We start from the raw sequence: 22,254 nt of genomic DNA, 5'->3' as shown, positions 1-22,254 counted from the left end.
AACCTTGACCCGCACCCGCGGCGCCGACGACGATGCCGGGATGGCGACCGCCCGGATGGACAAGCAGGAGCGCCGCAAGACGCTCGTCGACGCCGCCGTCGGGGTCGCCGAGCGCGAGGGCGTCCCCGCCATGAGCATCCGTCGCGTGGCCGAGGCCGCCGACGTCTCCCTCGGGCTCGTGCACTACTGCTTCAACGACCGCAACGACCTCGTCGCCGCCGTGGCGCAACGCTGCGTCGCGGAACTGGGGAAGGCCGGGCTCGACGCCCTCTCCGCCGTCGAGGACACGCTCGTCGCGGCCCTGCGGGCCGGGGTCCGTGGCATGTGGACGGCGCTCTCCGCCAGCCGCGCCCGCCAGCTCGTCACCTACGAGATCACCACCTACTCACTGCGCCAGCACGGGGAGCACGCCGTCGCCGTCGGCCAGTACGAAGTCGGGCAGCAGGCCGTCGAGGCGTTCCTCACCCGCGCCGCGCACAACAGCGGCAACCACTGGACCCGGCCGGTGCCGGAGCTCGCGGGCATGACGCTCGCGCTGATCGACGGGGTCTGCCTGCGCTGGCTCGTCGACGGCGACGAGGAGGGCGCGCTCGCCCGGCTCGACGGCTTCGCCGAGACCATGGCGCGCCACGCCGCCCCGGGCGTCGCCACCGACGAGACAGGGCCGGTCGACGAGGCCGCGGAGCCGTCGTGACCATCGCGACCAGCCCCGGCATCGTCACCCCACGCCTGCGGACGGCCCGCCGCGCCACCGCCGCCGCGTTCGCCGCCCAGGGGTTCCTCTTCGCCGTCCTGCTCACCCACCTGCCGCAGTTCGAGCAACGCCACGGCATCGACGACGCCACCGTCACCCTCGTCGTCCTCGGGGTGTCGCTGCTCGCCGGCGCCGGCAGCGTCGTCGCCGAGGCACTGGCCCGCCGGCGCGGCAGCTCCGTCGCGCTGACCGCGGGCCTCGCGACGATCGTCGCCGCCACCGTGGTCATCGCGCTCGCCCCCGACGCCGCCGTGCTGTTCGTCGGCTTCGGCTGCTACGGCCTCGGCGTCGGGGCCGTCGACGCCGGGAGCAACATGCAGGCCGTCGCCGTCCAACGCGGCTACGGCCGCAGCATCCTCACCTCGTTCCACGCCTGGTGGTCGGGAGCCGGGATCGTCGGTGCGCTGTGGGTCGCGCTGGGGGAGCGGACCGGGCTCTCCCTGCAGGTGGGCCTGCTGATCGCCGCCGCGGCGGCCGCCCTGCTCGCCGTCGCCGCCCGCCGCGGCATCCTGCCCGGGCGTGAGCTGCACGTCGCCGTCCCGGCCGGGACCGCACGCGCCGCGGCCGCCGTGCCGTGGCGTCCGGTCCTGCTCCTCGGCTCCGCCATGGCCTGCTTCTACGTCGCCGACGCGGGCATCGCCAACTGGTCCGCGCTCTACCTGCACGACCTCCTGGGCGCCGCCGCCGGTGCCGCCGCCCTCGGGTTCGCCGCCTACCAGGGCGCCGCCCTCACCTCCCGCGCCGCGGGCGACCAGCTCGTGCGCCGTATCGGCGCCGTGGCCACGGTGCGGATCGGCGCCCTCGTCGGCATCGGCGGGTTCACACTCGTCGTCCTCGCGCCCAACGCCGGCGTCGCCATCGCCGGGTTCGCGCTCGTCGGGCTCGGGCTGCCCGTCGTCGCCCCGCTCTGCTTCTCCGCCGCCGGCGCCCTCGCCCCCGGCGCGACCGACGCCGTCGTCGCCCGCGTCAACGTCTTCAACTACCTCGGCGCCGTCGTCGGCGGGGTCGCGGTGGGGCTCGTCGGCACCACCGTCGACCTGCGCGCCGGCTTCGTCGTCCCGCTCGTGCTCGCGTTCGCGCTCGTCGTACTGGCGCGCGGGTTCGTCCCCCACGCGAAGGATGCTCGATGACCGTCTCCCTGCGTCACACCACGACCACCTCCGTCGCGGTGGCCGCCGCCAGGCTCGACGCCGCCACCGCCCACCTCGACGCGCCCTTGCTCGCGCTCGACCTCGACGCGGTGCGCGCCAACGCCGCCGACCTCGTCGCCCGGGCCGGCGGCACCCCCGTGCGGGTCGCGTCGAAATCGGTGCGCTGCCGCGCCGTCCTCGACGACGCCCTGTCGACTCCCGGGTTCCGTGGCGTCATGGCCTACGCGGTGCGCGAAGCCGTCCGGCTCGCCCGCGCCGGGGTCGGCGACGTCCTGCTCGGCTACCCCAGCGTCGACCGCGGTGCCCTCGCCGAGCTCGGCGCCGACCCCGTCGCCCGCGAGCGCGTGACCCTCATGGTCGACGACCCCGCCCAGCTGCGGATCGCCCGCGACGCCGCGGGCCGCACCGGACTGCGGGTGTGCATCGACGTCGACGCCTCCCTGCGGATCGGGCCCCTGCACCTGGGCGTGCGCCGGTCACCGATCCGTACCCCGCACGAGGCCGCCTCGCTCGCGAGCGCCGCACGCCGGCTCGGGTTCGCCGTCGTCGGCGTCATGTTCTACGAGGCCCAGGTCGCCGGGCTGCCCGACGCCTCGCTCGCCGTCCGCCTCGTCAAACGCGCCTCGGTCGCCGAGCTCGCACGGCGCCGCACCGCTGTCGTGCAGGCCGTCACCGCGGCCGTCGGCGCGCTGGAGATCGTCAACAGCGGCGGGACCGGCAGCCTCGAGTCCAGCTCCGCCGACGCGGCCGTCACCGAGGTCACCGCAGGCTCCGGCCTCTACGGCCCCACCCTCTTCGACGGCTACCGCGCCTTCACCCCGCGCCCCGCCCTGATGTTCGCCCTCCCGGTGGTGCGCCGCCCCGCCGCGACCATCGCCACCACCTTCGGCGGCGGGTACATCGCCTCCGGCCCCGCCGGTGCCTCCCGCGTCCCGACCCCGGTCTTCCCGGCCGGGCTGTCGTTGCTCGGCACCGAGGGGGCCGGGGAGGTGCAGACGCCCGTCCGCGGCCGGACCGTCCCCGCCATCGGCGACCGTGTCTGGTGGCGCCACACCAAGGCCGGCGAGGTCTGCGAGCGATTCACCGAGATGCACCTGGTGGAGGGCGGCCGCGTCGTCGGCAGCACCCCGACCTACCGCGGGGAGTCCTGGACCTTCGGCTGACCCACCCCCCGCGCCGAGATGCACCTGAGCGCGGTCCGCGGTCTGACGAACCGCGCTGAGGTGCATCTCGGCCGCGGAGGCGGGCTGTGTGCGGGCGGGAACGGGTCGGCTGTTCCGTCTCGGCCGGGCGGTGGTCCCGGCAGGGTGCGTCGGTGGAGGTTCTGCGGGGGAGTGCCGCCGTCGCGGCGGGGGTCGTCACGGAGTCGCAGCTGCGGGGGCCGAACTGGGTGCGCGTCCTGCCCGACACCTACGTCGCCCGCGGCGTCGAGCTCGACCTACGGGTGCGGTCCGTGGCCGCGTTCCGGCACGTCGGTGCGAACGGGGTGCTGGCCGGGTGGTCGGCGGCCGAGCTGCTCGGGGTGAGGGCCGCGCCGCACGACGCACCTGCCGAGGTGGTCGTCCCCGCGGCCGGCAGGCGTGTCCATCAGGGGCTCGTCCTCCGCCGCGACCGCCTGCGCCGCCGCGACGTGTGGCTCCTCGACGCCGACGGCCGCCGCCGCCCGCACGCCGACCGGAGCCGGGTGCTCGCCGAGGGTGGCGTCCACGTCACGTCGCCGGAGCGCACCGCCTACGACCTGGCCCGTCGCGAGCCGGGTCTGGTGCGCGCGGTCGTTGCCGTCGACGCCGTCGCCAACGCCTGCCGCATCGCCCCGTCGGCGGTCCTGGACGTCGCGGTCCGCAACCGTGGCGCCCGGGGCATCACCCGGCTGCCGCGGGTCGTCGACCTCGCCGACGCTGCCGCGGGCTCGCCGATGGAGACCCGGCTCCGGTTGGTGCTGGTCCTGGCCGGGCTGCCGCGACCGACGGTCCAGCACCCGGTGCTGTACGACGACGCACGCACGGCCGTCTGGCTCGACCTGGCCTACCCGGAGCAGCGGATCGGCGTGGAGTACGAGGGCGCCCAGCACGCCGGCGTGGAAGGTCTCGTCCGGGACGCCGACCGCTACACGCGCCTGGTCACCGCCGGCTGGCGCATGTTCCGCTACACGAAGCAGGACGTCCTCCGCGGCCCGGAGCGCATAGTGGCTGACCTGCGCCGCGCCCTCCGCCCGCCGAGATGCACATGAGCGCTGCCTGAGGAGGCGCGAACCGCGCTCACGTGCATCTCGCGCGGGTCAGGCGAAGGTGAGCGGCGGGACGTCGAGGGTCGCCGGCGTCAGACGGGTCGGGTCATCCGACGTCCAGCGCGCCCGGGAGGACGGCGGCGGCCTCCACGAGGCTGGGCCCATACCACGTCAGGAGCCGGCCGCTGACCAGCGCGGACGGCGCCGCGAACGACTCGGGCCCGTCGTCGGCGGTGAAGAGATAGGGCTCGTCGGGCAGGACGACGAGGTCGTGCGGCGGCAGCGCCCCCACGTCGATCTTCGGATACCGCTCGGGGTCGTCGGCGAGCACGTTGTCGATGCCGAGCCGCGCCAGCACCGCGCCGGTGAATGTGTCGCTCCCGCACGCCATCCAGGGCTTGCGCCAGATCGGGACGACGGCCCGCCGGCGCGGCGAGAGGACCGGAACGGCGGCCCACGCCGTGCGCGCGGAGACCAGCCACGGCGGTTCGTCGAGACCGCACGCGGCGAGCATGCGGCCCAGCGAGTCGAAGGCGCCGTCGACGGTGCGGATGTCGGTCACGTAGACCGGCACCCCCGCGGCGCGCAGGGCGTCGAGGTCGGGGAGCCGGTTCTCCTCCTGGTTGGCCAGGACCAGGTCGGGCCCGAGGGCGATGATCGCGTCGACGTCCGGGTTCTTGGTGCCGCGCAGGCGTGGGACGTCGAGGCCGGCGGGATGGGTGCACCAGTCGGTGGCGCCGACCAGCATCCCGGGCGCGGACTCGGCGAGTGCCTCGGTGAGCGACGGGACGATCGACACCACCCGCTGCACCGGCAGGGGGACGTCGACGTCGCGTCCTTCATCGTCGGTGACCGTGAACGTCTGCCTCACGCCGCGACCGTAACCCGGGGGCGGCGGGGTGCGCAGCGGGCGTTCTCACGTGGGCGTCTCGTGCCGCGGCACCTACCGTCGTCGGCGACGGCCGTCGTCCCGCTCGGCGGTGACCGGGTCGTGGGGCCGTACCCCGATGATGACGGCGACGCTCGTCGTGTCTGCAGCTGCCGGCCTGCTGCTCGCCGCCGCGCTGGTCGTCGCCCTGCGGCTCAGAAGGTCTTCCCCAGATCCCGGGCGAGGGCGTGTGCGGCGGAGCGCCCGGACTCCGCGTCGGCGGTGACCAGGTTGGGTCGGAACGCGATCTCCTCCACGTCGTCGACACCCGCCCACGCGAGCCAGTCGCGCAGGTAGGGGGCCTGGAAGTCGCTGCCGAACGACGGTCCGCGACCGGGCCCGTACACGGCGCTGGTGTAGACGAGGACGGCCTTCTTCCCCCGCAGCAGCCCGTCGTAGCCGGCCTCCGGGTCGAAGCCGAAGACCATGCCCGGCTGGCTGACGACGTCGATGAACTGCTTGAGGATGTAGGGGATGCCGGCGTTCCACATCGGGACGCTGAACAGGTAGCGGTCGGCGGCGTCGAGCCGCTCGAAGGTGGTGCGGGCGGCCGCCCAACCCGCGGCGCCGTCGCCGCTGGGGGTCTGGCCTGCGAAGACAGCCATCTTGGCGGCGGCGGCCGCGGGGCCGAACTCGGGGAGGGTGCCATCCCAGAGGTCGAACTCGTCGATCTCGGCGTCGGGGTGGGTGGCGGCGAAGGTGTCGACGAACGTGCGGGCGATCGCGAGCGACTCGGACGCGGCGGCGCGGGGCGAGGCGGAGACGTGCAGCAGGCGGGTCATCGGAGCTCCTCCGGAATCGAAGTGTGTGTGCACGCACAGAGTATGCATGGTGCGTGCCCACGCACAAGAGTTAGTCTGTCGACGTGACCGACGACTCCGGGGTGGCCGCCTGGGCTGCGCTGCTGCGCACCCACGCCGCGGTGGTGCCACTGCTCGAACGCGAGCTCGAGCAGCGCCAGAACATGCCGCTGGGCTGGTACGACGTCCTGCTTGAGCTCAACGCCGCACCCGATCGGCGGCTGCGGATGCAGGAGCTGGGGGAGCGGGCCGTGCTCTCCCGCACCCGGGTGAGCCGGATCGTCGACGAGCTCGCCCGCGCCGGGCTGGCCGCCCGCGAGCAGGACTCGCACGACAAGCGCGGCAGCTGGGCCGTCATCACCTCGGAGGGTCGCGCCCGGCTGCGCGCCGCCGCCCCCGGCTACCTCGACGGCATCGCCCGCCACTTCGCCGACCACCTCACCGCCGCCGAGCGCGCCGCCATCACTGCAGGCCTCACCCGCGTCCTGGACGCCGCAGCTCGGAGCCGGGACGCCCCGAGCGCACCCTCACGGTCGTAGCGGGGCTCGCAGGCAGCAGTGAGGTTGCGCGCGAGGGGTGGGGCTTGCCGCGGACGGCATGCCCGGCGACGGCAGGCCTCCGGCCTTCGTGAGTGGCAATAGTCGCTATAGCGACTATTGCCACTCACAGGCTCTGAGCAGTCTCACATGTTGCGGCGGTACTGCCCGCCGACCTCGAAGAAGGCCTCGGTCAGCTGCCCCAGCGAGCAGACGCGGGCGGCCTTCACCAGCTCGTCGAAGACGTTGCCCTCACCGGTCGCGACGTCCTGCAGCGCCCGCAGTGCCTCGGGCGCGCTGCCGGAGTGACGGGACTGGAAGTCGGCGAGCCGGTCGAGCTGGGACTGCTTCTCCGCCTCGGTGCCGCGGGCCAGCTCGATCTCCATCGGCGGCTCGTCGGAGTCGGGCTTGAGGAAGGTGTTGACGCCGATGATCGGCAGCGTGCCCTCGTGCTTGCGGTGCTCGTAGAGCATCGACTCGTCCTGGATCTTGCCGCGCTGGTAGCCGGTCTCCATCGCGCCGAGCACCCCGCCGCGGGCGGCGATGGCGTCGAACTCCTGCAGGACGGCTTCCTCGACGAGGTCGGTGAGCTCGTCGACGACGAACGACCCCTGCAGCGGGTTCTCATTCATCGAGAGCCCCCACTCGCGGTTGATGATCAGCTGGATCGCCATGGCGCGGCGCACCGACTCCTCGGTGGGCGTCGTGACGGCCTCGTCGTAGGCGTTGGTGTGCAACGAGTTCGCGTTGTCGTAGAGCGCACAGAGCGCCTGCAGGGTGGTGCGGATGTCGTTGAAGTTCATCTCCTGCGCGTGCAGGGACCGCCCCGAGGTCTGGACGTGGTACTTGAGCTTCTGCGAGCGCTCGCCCGCGCCGTAGCGGTCGCGCATGGCGATGGCCCAGATCCGGCGGGCGACCCGGCCGATGACGGTGTACTCCGCGTCCATGCCGTTGGAGAAGAAGAACGACAGGTTGTGGGCGAAGTCGTCGATGTCCATGCCGCGCGCCAGGTAGCTCTCGACGAAGGTGAACCCGTTGGCGAGGGTGAAGGCGAGCTGGCTGATGGGGTTCGCCCCGGCCTCGGCGATGTGGTAGCCGGAGATCGAGACGGAGTAGAAGTTCCGGACCTTGTGCCGGATGAACCACTCCTGGATGTCGGCCATCATGCGCAGCGAGAACTCGGTGGAGAAGATGCAGGTGTTCTGGCCCTGGTCCTCCTTGAGGATGTCGGCCTGCACCGTGCCGCGGACGTTCGCGTAGGCGTAGGCGGCGAGCTCCTCGCGCTCGGCCTCGTCGGGCTCGCGCCCCTCGTCCGCACGGAACTTCTCGATCTGCTGGTCGACGGCGGTGTTGAGGAAGAACGCGAGGATCGTCGGCGCGGGACCGTTGATCGTCATCGACACCGAGGTCGTGGGTGAGCAGAGGTCGAAGCCGTCGTAGAGGGCCTTCATGTCCTCCAGCGTCGCGATCGAGACGCCCGACGTGCCGACCTTGCCGTAGATGTCGGGCCGGGTCGCGGGGTCGCGGCCGTAGAGGGTGACCGAGTCGAACGCGGTGGACAGGCGCTTGGCGTCGGAGTCCGCGGACAGGTACTTGAAGCGGCGGTTGGTCCGGAAGGCGTCGCCCTCGCCCGCGAACATGCGCGCCGGGTCCTCACCCTCGCGCTTGAACGGGAAGACACCGGCGGTGAAGGGGAACCGGCCGGGCAGGTTCTCCTTGCGCAGGAACCGCAGCCGCTCGGCCTCCTCGGTGAACGGGGGCAGCGCGACGCGGCGGACCTTGTTGCCCGACAAGGTCTCCCGGGTGAGCTGGGTGCGCAGCTCCTTGTCGCGGACCCTCACGACGAGCTCGTCGCCGGAGTAGTCCTCGACGGTCTGGTCCCAGCTGTCGAGGAGCGCGGCGGAGTCGGGGGTGACGGCCTTCTCGGCGGACTCGAGGATGCCGTCGAGGGCCGCGACGTCGGCGTCGGCCGACTCCAGCTCGGCGCGGGCGGTCTGCAGGTGTGCGCGGCGGCGGACGGCCGCGGTCTGCGAGGCGGTCTCGGAGTGGTAGCCGCGGACGGTGTCGGCGATGTCGGCGAGGTAGCGGACCTTGTCGGGCGGGATGACCGCCGCGTGCAGGTGCGAGGTCTTGCCCTCGACCCGGGGGAGGCGCCCGTCGTGGACGGTCAGCCCGTCGTCGGCGAGCAGTCCGGTGAGGTGCTGGTAGAGCGCGGTGACGCCGTCGTCGTTGAAGGTCGCGGCGCTGGTGCCGTAGACCGGCATGTCCTCCCAGCTCGCGCCGAACTCCTCGCGGTTGCGCACCAGCTGGCGGCCGACGTCGCGGCGCGCGTCCTCCGCGCCCTGGCGTTCGAACTTGTTGATGGCGACGACGTCGGCGAAGTCGAGCATGTCGATCTTCTCGAGCTGCGACGCGGCACCGAACTCGGGCGTCATCACGTACAGCGAGCGGTCGACGAAGGGCACGATGCCGGCGTCGCCCTGGCCGATGCCGGGGGTCTCGACGATCACGAGGTCGAACCCGGCGGCCTTGAGTACGGAGACGACGTCGCCGAGGTTCTCGGGCAGGTTGCCGTCGACGCCGCGGGTGGCCAGCGAGCGGAAGAAGACCTGCTCGCCGGTGAGGCTGTTCATCCGGATGCGGTCGCCGAGCAGGGCGCCGCCGCCCTTGCGCCGGGTCGGGTCGACGGCGAGGACGGCGATGCGGAGCTTGTCCTCCTGGTCGAGCCGGAAGCGGCGGACGAGCTCGTCGGTGAGGCTGGACTTGCCGGAGCCGCCGGTGCCGGTGATGCCGAGGACGGGCACCTGGCGGGTCGACGAGCGGGCGCGGTCGAGGACGTCGGCCGGGAGCGCGCCGGTCTCGGCGAGGGTGAGGGCGCGGGCGAGGGTGGCGTGCTCGCCGGCGAAGGCGCCGTCGTAGGAGGCGGGCGGTGTCGCCGTGAGGTCGACGTCGCACTCGCGGATCATCAGGTTGATCATCCCGGGCAGGCCGAGGCGCTGACCGTCGTCGGGGGAGAAGATGCGCGAGACGCCGCGGGCGTGCAGCAGCTCGATCTCCTCGTGGACGATGACGCCGCCCCCGCCGCCGTAGACCTTGATGTGTCCGGCGCCGCGCTCACGCAGCAGCTCGACGAGGTAGCTGAAGTACTCGACGTGCCCGCCCTGGTAGGAGCTGATGGCGACGCCCTGCACGTCCTCCTGGATGGCGGCGGCGACGACCTCGTCGACCGACCTGTTGTGTCCCAGGTGGATCACCTCGGCGCCCTGCTTCTGCAGGATGCGCCGCATGATGTTGATGGCCGCGTCGTGGCCGTCGAACAGGCTCGCTGCCGTCACGAAACGAACGGGGTTCGCAGGCACGTGCAGTTCCGACGACGCCACAGGTCCTCCAGCCAACGGTACGACGACTACCGATTTAGTTTGACATCCTAGTATCGGACGTACAACTTAATCCGGCGCGACGTCTCCCACAGCACGGCGCGCGGTGGAGGTGGGTCAGGCGGCGCGGCGCTGCGGCATCGCGACGTGCCCGGCGACCGCGTCGGGAGCGTCGAGCGCGGCGGGCGTCCCGAGGGTGGTGGGCGCCTCGACCGCGGGGGCGCGACGCCGGCGTGAGACCGCAGCGGCCCCCAGTCCGATGACGGCGAGCACGAGGCCGGCGGCCGCGATCGGTGCCAGACCCGCACCGGGCAACGCGACCGCGATCACGAAGGCGACCGGCGGCCACCACAGCATTGCCCGCATCACGCCCGGCGGCGACCAGTCCTGCCCCCTGTCTGCCATACCGGGGTCTACCCCGATCCGGCGGCGACCATGCACGGCGTCCGGCCGTCCCGGCGACAAGCTAGCGTCTGCACCATGACCGGCATCGACGCTGTGGGCCGGACGCCCGCCGAGATCATCCCCGTCCTGTTCGACGAGAACGTCCTGTTCGCCGACCTCGTCCGCGACGCCGACCCCGACCTCCCCGTCCCGACGTGTCCCGAGTGGACGATGCGCAAGCTGGGTGCGCACGTCGGTCGTGGGGACCGCTGGGCGGCCGCGATCGTCGCGAGCCGGGCGACCGGGCCCGTCGACACCCGCACCGTCGCCGACGGGAAGGCGCCACTGCCCGCCGACGAGTTCGGTGTCTGGATGCGCGGCGGGGTCGCGGCGCTCGCCGAGGCCGTGGAGAGCGTCGGGCCCGACACACCGGTCTGGACGTTCACCGGGCCCAAGCCTGCGGGGTGGTGGCTGCGCAGGCGGCTGCACGAGCAGACGGTGCACCGCGCCGACGCCGCGATCGCCGTCGGCGCGAGCTTCGACATCGCCCCGGCCCTCGCCGCCGACGGGCTCTCCGAGTGGCTCGACCTGCTCACCGCGCGGCCCGGCACCGGCGGACCCATGCTCGCCGACGGTACGACGATGCACCTGCACTCCCACGACGCCGACGGCCTCGGCTCGGCGGGGGAGTGGGTGGTGCGGCCCGACGGTGACCGGATCGGGTGGAGCCACGGCCACGAGAAGTCGACGGTCGCCGTCCGCGGCTCGGCGGCCGACCTGCTGCTCACGATCCTGCGCCGCCTCGACGCCGGGAACCCCCGGGTGGAGGTGCTCGGTGACCGCTCGGTCCTCGACGGGTTCCTGGGCGCGACACCCTTCTAGGTCCGGAGGCGGCGGCGCCGTCGCGTGCCGGGGTGCTCTGTCAGGACTCGGGGCGGGCGTGGCGCGGCAGCAGTACCGACAGTGCGGCGCCCGCCAGCACCATCGCCGCAGTCGCCCACAGCACGGTCTCGAACGCCGCGCCCATCCCGCGGCCGGTCGCCGTCGAGAAGAAGACGGTGCCCAGGACCGCGACGCCGACCGTCGACCCCAGCTGCTGGTCGGCGTTGAGCACGCCCGACGCCGAGCCGACCATCGGCAACGTGACGCCGGCGAGCACGATGTCGAAGAACGGTGCGATGAACAGGCCCATCCCGACCCCGCTGACGAGCAGCGCCGGGGTGAGTTCCCAGCCGGTCGTCGGCGGGGCGACGTGCAGGGTGACGACGATCCCGGCGATGCCCGCAGCCATGACGACGGCACCGGCCTGCAGGACGGGGCGGCCGAACCGGCGACCGAGCCACGCCCCGGACAGCGTCGCGCCGATCGCGACGCCGAGCGCCCACGGCGCGAGGACGAGCCCGGCACGCAGCGGGCTGAACGCGAGGGCGAGCTGCAGGTAGAGGCCGAGGACGAGGAACAGGCCCGCCATCCCGCCGAAGAACACGAGCCCGACGAGCATCCCGCCGGCGAACGCACGCGACCGGAACAGGGCCGGTTCGACGAGCGGTGAGCGCCCGGCGCGGGCGCGCCGCAGCTGGTGCCACGCGAAGCCGCCGAGCACGGGGACGGACGCGGCCATCATCGCGTACGACCACCCCGGCCAGCCCAGCTCGCGGCCCTGGACCAGTGGGAACACCAGGAGCAGCAGGCCGGCCGTGACCAGCGCGGTCCCGACGGGATCGGGTCGGGTCGTGCGGTCGCCGCGTGACTCGGGCAGCACCTTCAGGGCGAGCGCGAGGCACGCGAGGCCGATCGGGACGTTGACGAGGAAGACGGTGCGCCAGCCTGCGCCGCCGAGGTCCCAGGCGATCAGGGCGCCCGCGAGGATCGGGCCGCCGACGGCGGCGAGGCCCATCGCGGGTCCGAACGCGCCGAAGGCGGCGCCGAGTTCCCGGGGTGGGAAGGCGGACTTGACGATGCCGAAGCCCTGCGGGATGAGGATCGCGCCGGCGAGGCCCTGCAGGACGCGGCAGGTGATGAGGAGCCCGGGCGTCGGCGCGAGCCCGCAGAGTGCGGAGAACGTGACGAACCCGCCGAGTCCGAGGAGGAACACCCGCCTGCGTCCGTAGAGGTCGCCCAGGCGGCCTCCGGTGACGAGGCCGACGGCGTAGGCGAGCGTGTAGCCGGCGGCGATCCACTGGATGGTCGTCGCGTCGCCGCCGAGTTCGCGCTGGATCGACGGGGCGGCGATGCCGACGACGGTGGCGTCGAGCAGGTCCATGATCTCGGCCACGAGGACGACGACGAGGGCGAACCAGCGCAGTGGGTGGGCCGGGGCCGTGGTGGTGGGGGTCTCGGTGTCGGGCGGCATGAGCGTCTCGTTTCGAACGGCGTTCGTTGACGAACAGCGTTCTACTCTCGAACGGTGTACGTCGTCAAGAACAGTGTTCGTGCTGCGCCGCGGGCGACTACGCTGCCCGCCATGAGCACGGCCCCCGCGTTGCCCGAGCCCCCGTGGCGAACCCCGCGCAAGGACCCGGCGAACCGGCGCACCCTCAGCCGGGAGGCGATCGTCGGCGCAGCGCTGAAGGTGCTCAAGGCCGAAGGGATCGACGCGGTCAGCATGCGCCGCGTCGCCACCGAGCTGGGCACGGGCGCCGCGTCGCTCTACGCGCACGTCGCCAACAAGGACGAGCTGCTCGCGCTGGTGTTCGACGAGGTCGCGGGCGAGATCGTGCTCCCGGAACCCGACCCGCGGCGATGGCGCGAGCAGGTCACCGAGCTGTGGACGGAGTCCCGCGCGGTCATGGCGCGCAACGGCGACATCGCCCGTGTCGCGATCGGTGCCGTCCCGATGGGACCGAACTCGCTGCGCCTGGCCGAGGCGACGACGGCAATCCTGCGCGCCGGGGGAGTCCCGCCGCGACCGGCCGCGTGGGCCGTCGACATCATCGGCATGTTCGTCGCCGCGTCGGCCATCGAGTTCGCGCAGCACGAACGGGCCGGAGTCGACCAGGAGGCGTACTACCGCCAGGTCGCCGACTACTTCCGCAGCCTGCCCCCCGAGCTGTTCCCGGTGCTCGCCTCACTCAGCGGCGACCTGACCAGCGGCGACGCCGACGAACGCTTCGCCTTCGGCCTGCGCCTGCTCGTCGGCGGCCTGGCGGCGGAAGCCGACGCGGCGGCCGCCCGGACGTCGTGAGCGGCGATGGTCGCTCCGGCGACCCCCGCCACCGACCGGGGGTCAGCCCAGGAAGTCCTCGCGCAGCAGGTCCATGAGCAGGCCGTCGTGCCAGGTGCCGTCGGCGCCGCGCTCGTAGCGGCGCATCACACCGACCCGCTGGAACCCCACGCGCTCGTAGCTGCGGATCGCGCGCTCGTTGGTGGCGGCGGGATCGATGACGATGCGGTGATGGTCGCGCCGGGTGAACAGGTACCGGACCAGGGTCCGCAGCGCGTCGCCGCCCAGGCCCTGGCCGTGCGCGTCGGGATGCAGCGCGATGTCGACGCCCGCGTGCCGGTAGTCCGGGTCCTCCTCCTCGTGGAAGATCACCAACCCGATGACCTCACCCGCCAGCTCCACCGCGTACCCGTGCGGGCCGAGCAGCTCACGGCGGACCCGCTCCAGGTCGTAGCCGCCCCACCAGCGCTCGACCTCGGGGTGGCGCAGGATCTCGATGAACGCGCTGACGTGCTCGGACCCAGTGGGGCGCAGCACGACGACCTGCCCGGCGAGCGCGTCGGTGCCCTCGACGTCGGGGGCCGGCGCACCGCGCAGCGGGGCCGCGGAGCTGGGTGAGTGTCCTACCGTCATCGGGTCCTCCGGTCGGGAACGGTCAGGGTGTGCCGGGCGGCCTCGCGCAGGGACGCGGCGCCCGTCGGCTGCTCGAACACGACGTCGGCCTGGCGACCGTCGATCTCGAGCGAGGCGATGGTGTTGCCGAAGTACGGTCCGCCCAGTTTGTCCCAGGTCACCGGTGGTGTCGCGGCTCCCTTGCGGGCTGCCCAGGCCCGGGTGAGCCGGGCCGCGCCGCGGTGCCAGGCCAGCCGGAACCCGATCCGCACGTAGGGCGGCACGTGGTTGTGCACCGGTGAGCAGGTCAGCTGGTGGACGGGGGCCTCGCCGGCCCCGACGACGTCGGCGCGCGCCGCGTAGCTGTGGTGGACGTCGCCGGACAGGACGCTGACCGACGCGGGCGCCGGCTCGTCGCCCCGGGCGTGCGAGGCGGCGGCGACCAGGCGGGCGAGCCGTTCGAACGAGGCGTAGAAGGCGGGCCAGTGCTCCAGGTCGGCGGCCTGACGGATCTTCTCGCCCAGCGCGCCGCGCCATCCCGGGCGGGCGGCGGCGTGCTCGTTGACGGTCTCCAGGTCGCCGATCGCGGGCGGCAGCAGCCACGGCACCGACGTCACCAGCAGCAGGTGGTCGGTGGGGCCGGGTTCGAGCGCGCGCTCCTCGATCCAGGCGAACTCCCGGTCGCCGATCATGAGGTGCTCGCCGTCGCCCAGGATGCGCCCGTTGCGCGAGTCCATCACGACGATCCTGGTGTGCCCCAGGGCCCAGCGGAAGCTGAACCGGATGCCCTTCGACCCGTCGACCTCCGCGTCGGCGCGGTCGGCCAGGTCGGCCACCAGCGGCCACGCGTCGCCCTCGTGGGCGAGGACCTTCGCGTAGTCGGGGTCGTCGGCCAGCTCCTCGGGGGAGAGGTTGCCGAGGTGCTGGTACACCCAGTAGGACGCGAGCCCGGACCGGATGCGTTGGGCCCACCACGACTTGCGCGCCATCTGGGTGCGCCACACGTCGGAGGTGTTCCAGTCGTCGCGGATGTCGTGGTCGTCGAAGATCATGCCGGTCGGGACGGTCGACATGATCCAGCGGATCTCCGGGTCCGACCAGGAGTCGCAGTAGAGCCCGACGTACTCCTCGTAGTCGACGATCTCGTCGTCCGGCCAGTCGGGGTGCTCGTCGCGGCGGTGGGCGATGCGGCGCACCGTCTGCGGGGTGAGCTCGTCGGCGTAGACCTGGTCGCCGATGAGCAGCAGCGCGTCGGGCCACTCCTCGGCGGGCCGGCCGGCCATCCGGGCGGCGTAGGCGTCGAGGGCGTCGATGCCGAAGGTCGAGGCGAGCGCCGGGTCGGCCAGCTTCACGTACCGGCAGGAGCCGAACAGGATGCGGTGCCGCCCCGCCGACCGCGGCCCCCGCGTCGCGATGCTGCTCTGCGGGTAGGGCGAGCCGGGTAGCGGCCAGACACGCTCACCGTCGAGGTGCACCTCGTAGGGGGTGCGGGTGTCCGGTGTCAGCCCGGTGACGACGACGAGCGCGTAGTGGTGGCCCGACACCTCGAACGTCCGCGTCCGGGCGCCCAGGATCTCCACGGCCGCCGGCGCGGACGTCTGCACCCAGACGGTGGCCGAGTCGTCGCCGACGTGACGCAGGACAGGGCCGAGGACCAGAGACGTCACCGGGTCAACCTATCGGGCGTGGACCTCGCCGTCGTGTGCGTGCTCCAGCCCGAGCAGCGCGGCGCCGACGACGCCCGCGTCCGTGCCGAACGTCCCGGCCCGCACCTCGACGACCGGCCGCGCCTCCCGCGCGTAGGCGTGGTCGAGGTAGGCGGCGCGAGCGGGGGCGAGCAGCAGGTCACCGGTGGTGACCAGACCGCCGCCGATGACGACGGCCTCGAGCTCGAGCATGTTGGCCAGCGAGGCGATACCGATGCCGAGCCAGCGGCCCAGGGTGGCGAACAGGCCGAGCGCGGTGGGGTCGCCCAGCTCGGTGGCGCGGGTGGCGGTCTGGCCGGTGACGTGCCCGTCCTGCTCGTCGCGGGCGATCCGGGCGATCGTGCCGCCGGGATCGGCGGCCGCGGCCTCGCGGGCCATCCTGGTGAGCGCCGTCCCGGAGGCGACGGCCTCCAGACAGCCGCGGTTGCCGCAGCCGCACACGGGCCCGTCGGGCGCGACGATGATGTGCCCGAGCTCGCCGCCCCGCCCCGTCGGGCCGCGGTAGATGACACCGCCGAGCACCAGCCCACCACCGACGCCGGTCCCGACCGTCAGGAACACCATCTCGCGCAGGTGGTCCCTGCCCAGGCGGGCCTCGGCGAGGGCGGCGACGTTCGCGTCGTTGTCGACGGTCGCGGGCAGCCCGGTGGCCTCCTCCAGCTCGTCGCGGACCCGCCAGTTCCGGTAGGAGTTGTTGGGCGCCCAGCGGATCAGCCCGGCCGGCCACTCGACGATGCCGGCCGCGCCCACGCCGATGGCGCTGACCTCCGGATGCGCGGCGTACAGCTGCTCGGTGATGCCCAGCAGGATCTTCGTCATCGTGGTGCCGTCGGAGGTCTCCGGCGTCCGTTCCGACACCTCCGCCAGGATCGTGCCGTCGTCGCCGACGACCGCACCGCGGATGTTGGTGCCGCCGATGTCGAGGCCGATCGCGTGGTCGCCGTGCGGCTCGCGGTGCTCGCTCACGCCCGAATCATGGCCCATCCGCGGACGTGTTTGGGGTTCCAGGTGGCGGGGAACGTGCGTGCATGCCGGTCCTGCGACGTGTAGCCAGACCCATGCTCGCCGCCATCTTCATCAGCGGTGGCATCTCCGCCCTGCGCGCGCCGGAGGGCCACGCGCAGGCCGCCAGACCCGTTCTCGACGCCGCCGCGCCCGCGCTCGACCCGGTGCTGGACAAGGCCGTCGAGGTGGCCCCGATCGACTCCCGGCCCGACGCCGAGACGCTCGTGAAGGTCGACGCCGCGGTGAAGATCGCCGCGGGTTCCCTGCTCGCGCTGGGCAAGGCCCCCCGGCTGGCGTCGACCGCGCTGGCCGCCAGCCTCGTCCCGACCACACTGGCCGGGCACCGTTTCTGGGAGATCGAGGACCCCGAGGAGCGCAAGGCGCAGCAGATCCATTTCCTCAAGAATGTCGGCCTGCTCGGCGGGCTGCTCATCGCGGCCGCCGACACCCACGGCAAGCCGTCCGTCGCCTACCGGGGCAGACGAGCCGCCCGGCGCGCCACCGCGGCCGCGGGCGAGCGTGTCGACGCCGTCAGCGGCGTCGCGCACGACCTCTCCGGCCGGGTCGCGGGCGTCGCCCACGATGCGGGCGGCGCGGTGTCCGGGCTCGCCGCGGGGCTGGCCGGGCTCGCCCCCGGCGTCGCCGCGTCGGCGAAGTCGTCCGGGCTCGCCGACAAGGCCTCGGGGGCCGGCGCCGCGCTGGCGGACAGGGCCTCGGTGGTGGGTGCGGTCGTCGCCGAGCGTGCACCCGTCGTGGGTGCGGCCGTCGCCGACCGGGCCACGAAGGCGGGCGCGGTGCTGGCGGAGCGGGCCCCGGAGGTCGGCGCCGCGCTGGCCGAGCGGGCCACCAGGGCCGGCGCCGTGCTGGCGGAGAAGGCACCCGGTGTGGGTGCGCAGCTCGCCGACCGCGCGTCGCGGGTGTCGGCGACGGTGGCCGACAGGGCCCCCGACGTGCGTGACACCCTCATCGCCAAGGCCGCCGAGCTGAGCGAGGACCTGGCCGAGCGGTCCGCCGACGCGAGCAAGCGGGCCGCCCGCCTGCAGCGTCGTGCCGACAAGCACGGTGCGCGGTTGCAGGAGCTCGTCGAGAAGCGGGGAGCGAAGTGGCAGGCGCTGCTCGCCGAGCGCGGCGACGACCTGCAGACCGAGCTGGGCAGGCGTGGCAAGAAGTGGCGCAAGGCGGCCGAGAAGCGGCGGGCGGCGTGGGAGAAGCAGGCCACGAAGGCGGCGGCCAAGGCGCGCAAGAAGGCGCCGGGCTACGCCGACCAGCTCGCGACCCTCGCGTCCGAGGCCGCCGAGCAGGCCGCGAAGCTGCGCGGCGACCTCGCGTCCCGCGCGTCCGACCTGGGCACCGCGGCGGCGAAGGTCGCCGAGGGCGCCGCGGCCGACACCCGCAAGCGACTGTCGAAGGTCGGCTGACCCACCCCGCCGAGGGCCCGGGCACCGCCGCGGTGTCCGGGCCCTCGTGCGTGTCGCCACAGTGTGTCGACCATGGTGGACGTTCGTGGACGATGATGTACGGCCATGAGCGGCGAGACCTGGACGAGCGACGAGTGTGCCCAGGCCTGGGGCGTCAAGACGACGACGTGGCTGGGCTACGTCTCCCGTGGGCAGGCGCCGCGCCCACTCGACGTCGGCGGGCGACGCAAGCTGTGGGACGCCGAGGAGGTCCGCGCGTGGCCGCGCCCCGGCGCGGGCCGCAGCCGCAGCGGTGCCGGGCCGCAGGCCGAGGCGCTGCTCGCGGAGATGGCCGAGGTGGCCGACCGCATCGACGAGCTGCGCGCCCGCCAGCAGGACCTGCTGTGCGCGGGCAAGCAGCTCGGGCTGGAGATCCGGGCGATGGCCCGGGCCTCGCGCATCTCCCCGCAGACCGCCTACGGCCGCCTCGACGGCTGCTGACCCGCGTGCCCGGACAGCCGGTGCGGGTCGACGGTCGAAACATCATCGAGGTTGGGCTAGAACGGAGGGCGTGAGCCTCGCTGACGTCGTCGGGACGCACGACACCACGGCCGCCGAGCCGTCCTGCACGGCGGTGCTGCTGCGTGCCATGACCCCCGCGGGCGCCGTCACCGAGCAGACCCGCGCGTTCACGACCACCGTCCTGGAGGAGAACTGACATGCCCGTCCCTACGCCAGTGGAGTCGTCGCCGCGTCCGCCGACGACGTCTGGGCCCGCATCCGCGACTTCAACGGGATCGCCGACTGGCACCCCGGCATCGAGAGCAGCGAGCTGACGACCGGCTCGTCGGGCGCCGAGGTCGGTGCCGTCCGCAAGCTCGGCCTCGGCGGCGGCGCCCAGGTGTCCGAGCGCCTGGTCCAGCTCGACGACGACGCCCGCAGCTACACCTACACCTTCACCGATCCGGGCCCCTTCGCCGTGCGCCGCTACGTCTCCACGATCCGGGTCGCCCCCGTCACCGACACCGGGCACGCGTTCGTCGAGTGGTGGTCGGAGTACGACGCCGACGGCGGCGACGAGGCCGAGCTCGACAAGACCTACGCCCGCGGTGTGTACGGGGGCGGGATCAAGGCCCTCCAGGACCATTTCGGCTGAGGTCTGCCAGGCTGTCGGCCATGGGTGACGAGGACGACGACTTCGACCAGTACGCGCAGCTCGAACCGGAGGACACCCTCGAGGACCGCGGCGTCGCCGACGTGCTCGACGAGGGTTACTCGCCACCGGAGCGACCCTGGGCCGTCGACGACTTCGGCACCACGGCCGAGGAGGAGGCCGAGGGCGAGGACCTCGACCACCGCCTCGCCCGTGAGCTGCCCGACCCCGCGCTGTCCGTGGAGGACGACGACGGCGACGGACTCGGCGACGCCTCCGACACCGACGGCGAGCTGCTCTCGACCGGCGAGGTCGGCGACCGTCGCGCCGGCCGCCTCGTCGAGCGCGACGAGGACCCGCTCGTGACCGACGACGAGAACTGGGCGGTCGACGCCGGCATCGACGGTGCCGGCGCCTCCGCGGAGGAAGCCGCCGTGCACGTCATCGACGACGACCGCTGATGGCCTCGTGGGGCGACGTCCGCCGCCTCGCCCTCGCGCTCCCCGAGACCACGGAGCGCGAGGGAGAGCAGCCCGAGTGGTGCGTGCGCGGCAAGGGGTTCGTGTGGGACCGCCCCCTGCGCCGTGCCGACCTCGCCGCGCTCGGCGCCGCCGCCCCCGACGGCCCCGTCCTCGGGGCGTGGGTCGCCGACCTCGGTGTCAAGGACGCCCTGATCGCCGACGACCCCGCCGTCTTCTTCACCACCCCGCACTTCGACGGTTTCCGCGCCGTTCTCGTCCGGCTCGACGCGATCGCCGCCGCCGAGCTCGCCGAGATCGTCGAGGGGGCCTGGCTGGCCCGCGCCCCGAAACGCCTCGCCGCCGCCTACCTGGAGGTTCGATGACCGCAGCACTCGTTCTCGTCCACGGGGCCTGGCACGGCGCGTGGGCCTGGGACTCGTTGCGCACCGAGCTGCCCGACGTCGAGACGATCGCCGTCGACCTGCCCTCGTCGGGTCCCGACCCGACGTCGCTCGGCACCCTCGACGACGACGTCGCCGTGGTCCGCGCCGCGGTCGCCGCCGCCGGCCGGCCCGTCGTGGTGGTCGGCCACTCTTACGGCGGCGTCCCGATCACCGAGGGCCTGCAGGACACCGACGGCGTCGCCCGCCTCGTCTATCTCACCGCGATGATGATGGACGTGGGGCACACCGTCGCCGGGAGCGTGCGCGGTCAGTGGCCGTCGTGGTGGGACGTCCACGAGGACGAGGGATATCTCGACGCCCGCCACCCCGAGCAGTTCCTCTACGGCGACGTCGACCCGGCCGTCGCCGAAGCCGCCGTCGCGCGGTTGCAGCACCAGTCGCTCGCGGCCTACACCGCCGCGCTCACGGCCGCGGCCTGGAGGTCGGTCCCCAGCACGTACATCGTGTGCGAGAACGACGCGGCCCTGGCCCCGCGGGCCCAGGATCGGCTCGCGCAGCGCGCCGACCGGGTGGTGCGGCTGTCGTCGGCGCACTCGCCGTTCCTGTCCCACCCCGAGGATCTGGCCGCGCTGCTGCGTGAGGAGCTGGCGGCGGTCCAGGGCTGAGGTCCGCATCTCCCAGGGGTTGCCCCCGGCGAGCCGGTTGCGCGCAGCGCGTCGCGCGGGGGTCCCGATTCCGGGGTCGAGCAGGGTCGCGCCGAGCTGCGGGCTCATCAGGAACTCCGCCGACAGGTAGCACGTGACCTTGCGGCGCCGGTCGAGCGAGTTCCGGTCGAGGTCGCGCGGTTGTGCTGCATGCGATAGCGCCCCGCGGGTGCCGACGCCCGGTGGTGGTGCTCGGCGTGGCGGCCGGCAGGTCGACGTCGATCGCGGCATCGGGTACACGCAGGGGGGCGGCTCCGAGCGGTCGCTCCCTGGTCGCGACGCCGATTGTTCGTCGCAGTGCCCGAAAAGCGCTTCCCCGGACGGCGCGAACCGGGCGAGCACCATCGCGGCACCGGTCGCGACGACCGAGGTCCGGACGAGCGGTCAGCCGGCGAGGCGCAGGGCCCGCGCCGCAGCACTGTGCCGGCACACCAGGCGCGATTCGCCGACCACCCCGGACCGATGGCAGTCCCAGGCGGTCTCGAGCAGGCGGGTCATCGTCGTGGCGACGACCCCGGCAGGGAGCGAGGTGAGGGCGAACTCGGCGACGTGCAACGCCTCGGCGACGGCGGGGTGCGTCGGGTTCGCGCGCAATGCGGTCACCGCGGTGTCCAGTGCGCGGGCCGCCCGCTGGACGGCCGACCCGGTCGACGTGCGAGCGGACGGTGTGGTTCGGATATCCACGGACATGGCGAGACGTCCTTGCGTTGCTCTCGGACGGCGGCGTCGGAGCGGCCCTCAGGCCTGCCTCCGACGCCGCGGTCCCGGTCGGCGATCGGGAGCGTCCGTGCGGGCTCTACTTCTTTTTCTTCTTCTTCTTGTCCTTCTTCTTCTTGCCCATGTGACACCTCCCAGGGGGGTCGATGTAACCTTGCGGCGACTCTCGTCAAGGTAGCATTGACCGCACTCGAGTCAAGAGGAAGTTGACAGATTTGACCAAGAAGAAAGTGTTCTCGCAGCTCAGGGACACTCTCGATGTAATCGACGGCTCGAGTGATCACATTGAACGCCTTGGCGCAGCGCACCTGCTCCGGCAGCTGGCCGAGCAGCTCGAGCGCGACGTCGTCGATGAGGCGCGTGCCTCAGGGGCTCGGTGGGCCGACATCGGCGAGGTGTACGGCACGTCGAAGCAGAGCGTGCAGCAGCGGTTCGCGAACCGGCAGTCACGCACGAGCTGACGCGGCTGCCGGCCTGCCGATCCGTGCCCGGCGGGTCGCTCGCGTCGGCGGCCGGCTCCCGCTCGGGACAGTTGATCCGGTCGGGCAGCGGCAGCAGCTGCGGGTCGTCCCCGGACCGGCCCGGGGGAGCAGGATCGACATCGGCAAGCCGGCCCTCGACTGCGGCGCTGTCGCAGCCCCGGCTTCCCCGGCCCCGGCGGAGTGGTGGTGGGCCCGGACATGCGTCGAGGCTTCGGTCCCACGTTCCGTGCGCGGCGACCGCGAGTGAGTAGCGCAGTCCGACGACGAACCCGGCACGAGCGCGAGAATCGGCA

At 73.4% G+C, this 22,254-nt stretch carries 22 protein-coding genes and 2 pseudogenes; 15 read left to right on the top strand and 9 right to left on the bottom strand.

Features of this window, described 5'->3' with window-relative positions:
• The first annotated feature begins 4 nt into the window (after positions 1–4).
• From AB7F12_RS15510 to AB7F12_RS15495, 4 genes are all read left to right on the top strand, one after another.
• Positions 5–694 carry a TetR/AcrR family transcriptional regulator gene (locus tag AB7F12_RS15510; RefSeq protein WP_428500489.1) on the top strand — a complete coding sequence of 230 codons (690 nt, stop codon included), beginning with the start codon at positions 5–7 and terminating at the stop codon, positions 692–694.
• On the top strand, positions 691–1,884 hold the full coding sequence (locus tag AB7F12_RS15505; RefSeq protein ID WP_428500490.1) for an MFS transporter: 1,194 nt from the start codon (positions 691–693) through the stop codon (positions 1,882–1,884). Before AB7F12_RS15510 ends, AB7F12_RS15505 begins: the two co-directional genes overlap by 4 nt.
• Entirely contained in the window at positions 1,881–3,068 is a 1,188-nt protein-coding gene (locus AB7F12_RS15500; RefSeq protein WP_428500491.1) for an alanine racemase, read from the top strand. Before AB7F12_RS15505 ends, AB7F12_RS15500 begins: the two co-directional genes overlap by 4 nt.
• Before the next feature lie 152 nt (positions 3,069–3,220).
• Positions 3,221–4,135, top strand: a complete 915-nt coding sequence (locus AB7F12_RS15495; RefSeq protein WP_428500492.1) for an endonuclease domain-containing protein — start codon at positions 3,221–3,223, stop codon at positions 4,133–4,135.
• A gap of 103 nt (positions 4,136–4,238) precedes the next feature.
• On the opposite strand, the gene AB7F12_RS15490 is transcribed toward AB7F12_RS15495, so the two are convergent.
• Both AB7F12_RS15490 and AB7F12_RS15485 read right to left on the bottom strand, forming a co-directional pair.
• A complete protein-coding gene (locus AB7F12_RS15490) occupies positions 4,239–5,003 on the bottom strand; it encodes a helical backbone metal receptor (RefSeq protein ID WP_428500493.1) in 765 nt (254 codons plus the stop codon).
• Positions 5,004–5,215: 212 nt separating this feature from the next.
• Positions 5,216–5,842, bottom strand: a complete 627-nt coding sequence (locus tag AB7F12_RS15485) for an FMN-dependent NADH-azoreductase (protein WP_428500494.1) — start codon at positions 5,840–5,842, stop codon at positions 5,216–5,218.
• An 83-nt stretch (positions 5,843–5,925) separates the two neighbouring features.
• Here AB7F12_RS15485 and AB7F12_RS15480 point away from each other — a divergent pair, with 83 nt between their 5' ends.
• Positions 5,926–6,399, top strand: a complete 474-nt coding sequence (locus AB7F12_RS15480) for a MarR family winged helix-turn-helix transcriptional regulator (RefSeq protein WP_428500495.1) — start codon at positions 5,926–5,928, stop codon at positions 6,397–6,399.
• Positions 6,400–6,542: 143 nt separating this feature from the next.
• On the opposite strand, the gene icmF is transcribed toward AB7F12_RS15480, so the two are convergent.
• Positions 6,543–9,776: a fused isobutyryl-CoA mutase/GTPase IcmF gene (gene icmF / locus AB7F12_RS15475; RefSeq protein ID WP_428500496.1), complete on the bottom strand. Its 3,234-nt coding sequence runs from the start codon at positions 9,774–9,776 to the stop codon at positions 6,543–6,545.
• Between the two features lie 114 nt (positions 9,777–9,890).
• Entirely contained in the window at positions 9,891–10,178 is a 288-nt protein-coding gene (locus AB7F12_RS15470) for a hypothetical protein (protein ID WP_428500497.1), read from the bottom strand.
• Positions 10,179–10,253: 75 nt separating this feature from the next.
• Between AB7F12_RS15470 and AB7F12_RS15465 the strand changes: the two genes are divergently transcribed.
• Complete coding sequence (locus AB7F12_RS15465; protein WP_428500498.1) at positions 10,254–11,039, top strand: maleylpyruvate isomerase family mycothiol-dependent enzyme; 786 nt, start codon at positions 10,254–10,256, stop codon at positions 11,037–11,039.
• A gap of 40 nt (positions 11,040–11,079) precedes the next feature.
• Here AB7F12_RS15465 and AB7F12_RS15460 read toward each other — a convergent pair whose 3' ends face one another.
• Complete coding sequence (locus AB7F12_RS15460; RefSeq protein WP_428500500.1) at positions 11,080–12,510, bottom strand: DHA2 family efflux MFS transporter permease subunit; 1,431 nt, start codon at positions 12,508–12,510, stop codon at positions 11,080–11,082.
• A 111-nt stretch (positions 12,511–12,621) separates the two neighbouring features.
• Between AB7F12_RS15460 and AB7F12_RS15455 the strand changes: the two genes are divergently transcribed.
• Positions 12,622–13,341 (top strand): TetR/AcrR family transcriptional regulator, encoded by a 720-nt coding sequence (locus tag AB7F12_RS15455; protein WP_428500501.1) that lies wholly within the window; start codon positions 12,622–12,624, stop codon positions 13,339–13,341.
• Positions 13,342–13,383: 42 nt separating this feature from the next.
• Here the strand turns inward: AB7F12_RS15455 and AB7F12_RS15450 are convergent, their stop codons facing one another.
• The 3 genes from AB7F12_RS15450 to AB7F12_RS15440 are packed head-to-tail and all read right to left on the bottom strand — an operon-like array spanning position 13,384 to position 16,604.
• Positions 13,384–13,953 carry a GNAT family N-acetyltransferase gene (locus AB7F12_RS15450; protein WP_428500502.1) on the bottom strand — a complete coding sequence of 190 codons (570 nt, stop codon included), beginning with the start codon at positions 13,951–13,953 and terminating at the stop codon, positions 13,384–13,386.
• Complete coding sequence (locus AB7F12_RS15445; RefSeq protein WP_428500503.1) at positions 13,950–15,599, bottom strand: alkaline phosphatase D family protein; 1,650 nt, start codon at positions 15,597–15,599, stop codon at positions 13,950–13,952. Before AB7F12_RS15445 ends, AB7F12_RS15450 begins: the two co-directional genes overlap by 4 nt.
• A 9-nt stretch (positions 15,600–15,608) precedes the next feature.
• The gene (locus AB7F12_RS15440; RefSeq protein WP_428500504.1) at positions 15,609–16,604 is read right to left on the bottom strand and encodes an ROK family protein; all 996 of its coding nucleotides are present in this window, start codon (positions 16,602–16,604) and stop codon (positions 15,609–15,611) included.
• Between the two features lie 92 nt (positions 16,605–16,696).
• Between AB7F12_RS15440 and AB7F12_RS15435 the strand changes: the two are divergent.
• The 7 genes and pseudogenes from AB7F12_RS15435 to AB7F12_RS15405 all read left to right on the top strand — a co-directional run.
• Positions 16,697–17,155, top strand: a pseudogene (locus tag AB7F12_RS15435) (DoxX family protein); the annotation flags it as partial.
• A gap of 1,011 nt (positions 17,156–18,166) precedes the next feature.
• Positions 18,167–18,541: a helix-turn-helix transcriptional regulator gene (locus tag AB7F12_RS15430; protein ID WP_428500505.1), complete on the top strand. Its 375-nt coding sequence runs from the start codon at positions 18,167–18,169 to the stop codon at positions 18,539–18,541.
• A 70-nt stretch (positions 18,542–18,611) separates the two neighbouring features.
• Positions 18,612–18,758 carry a hypothetical protein gene (locus AB7F12_RS15425; protein ID WP_428500506.1) on the top strand — a complete coding sequence of 49 codons (147 nt, stop codon included), beginning with the start codon at positions 18,612–18,614 and terminating at the stop codon, positions 18,756–18,758.
• 33 nt (positions 18,759–18,791) lie between these two features.
• Positions 18,792–19,196, top strand: a pseudogene (locus AB7F12_RS15420) (SRPBCC family protein); the annotation flags it as partial.
• 20 nt (positions 19,197–19,216) lie between these two features.
• On the top strand, positions 19,217–19,654 hold the full coding sequence (locus AB7F12_RS15415; RefSeq protein ID WP_428500507.1) for a DUF5709 domain-containing protein: 438 nt from the start codon (positions 19,217–19,219) through the stop codon (positions 19,652–19,654).
• Positions 19,654–20,037: an MmcQ/YjbR family DNA-binding protein gene (locus tag AB7F12_RS15410; protein ID WP_428500508.1), complete on the top strand. Its 384-nt coding sequence runs from the start codon at positions 19,654–19,656 to the stop codon at positions 20,035–20,037. The genes AB7F12_RS15415 and AB7F12_RS15410 overlap by 1 nt, the downstream gene beginning before the upstream one ends.
• Positions 20,034–20,723 (top strand): alpha/beta hydrolase, encoded by a 690-nt coding sequence (locus AB7F12_RS15405; protein ID WP_428500509.1) that lies wholly within the window; start codon positions 20,034–20,036, stop codon positions 20,721–20,723. Before AB7F12_RS15410 ends, AB7F12_RS15405 begins: the two co-directional genes overlap by 4 nt.
• A 423-nt stretch (positions 20,724–21,146) precedes the next feature.
• Here AB7F12_RS15405 and AB7F12_RS15400 read toward each other — a convergent pair whose 3' ends face one another.
• Positions 21,147–21,365, bottom strand: a complete 219-nt coding sequence (locus AB7F12_RS15400) for a hypothetical protein (protein ID WP_428500510.1) — start codon at positions 21,363–21,365, stop codon at positions 21,147–21,149.
• 329 nt (positions 21,366–21,694) lie between these two features.
• Here AB7F12_RS15400 and AB7F12_RS15395 point away from each other — a divergent pair, with 329 nt between their 5' ends.
• Positions 21,695–21,940: a hypothetical protein gene (locus AB7F12_RS15395; protein ID WP_428497926.1), complete on the top strand. Its 246-nt coding sequence runs from the start codon at positions 21,695–21,697 to the stop codon at positions 21,938–21,940.
• Positions 21,941–22,254 lie beyond the last annotated feature (314 nt).

The organism is Pseudonocardia sp. (assembly GCF_050250275.1).
Taxonomy (GTDB): domain Bacteria; phylum Actinomycetota; class Actinomycetes; order Mycobacteriales; family Pseudonocardiaceae; genus Pseudonocardia.
The sequence above is the reverse complement of the archived record's forward strand: the minus strand, read 5'-3'. Positions and strand labels throughout refer to the sequence as shown.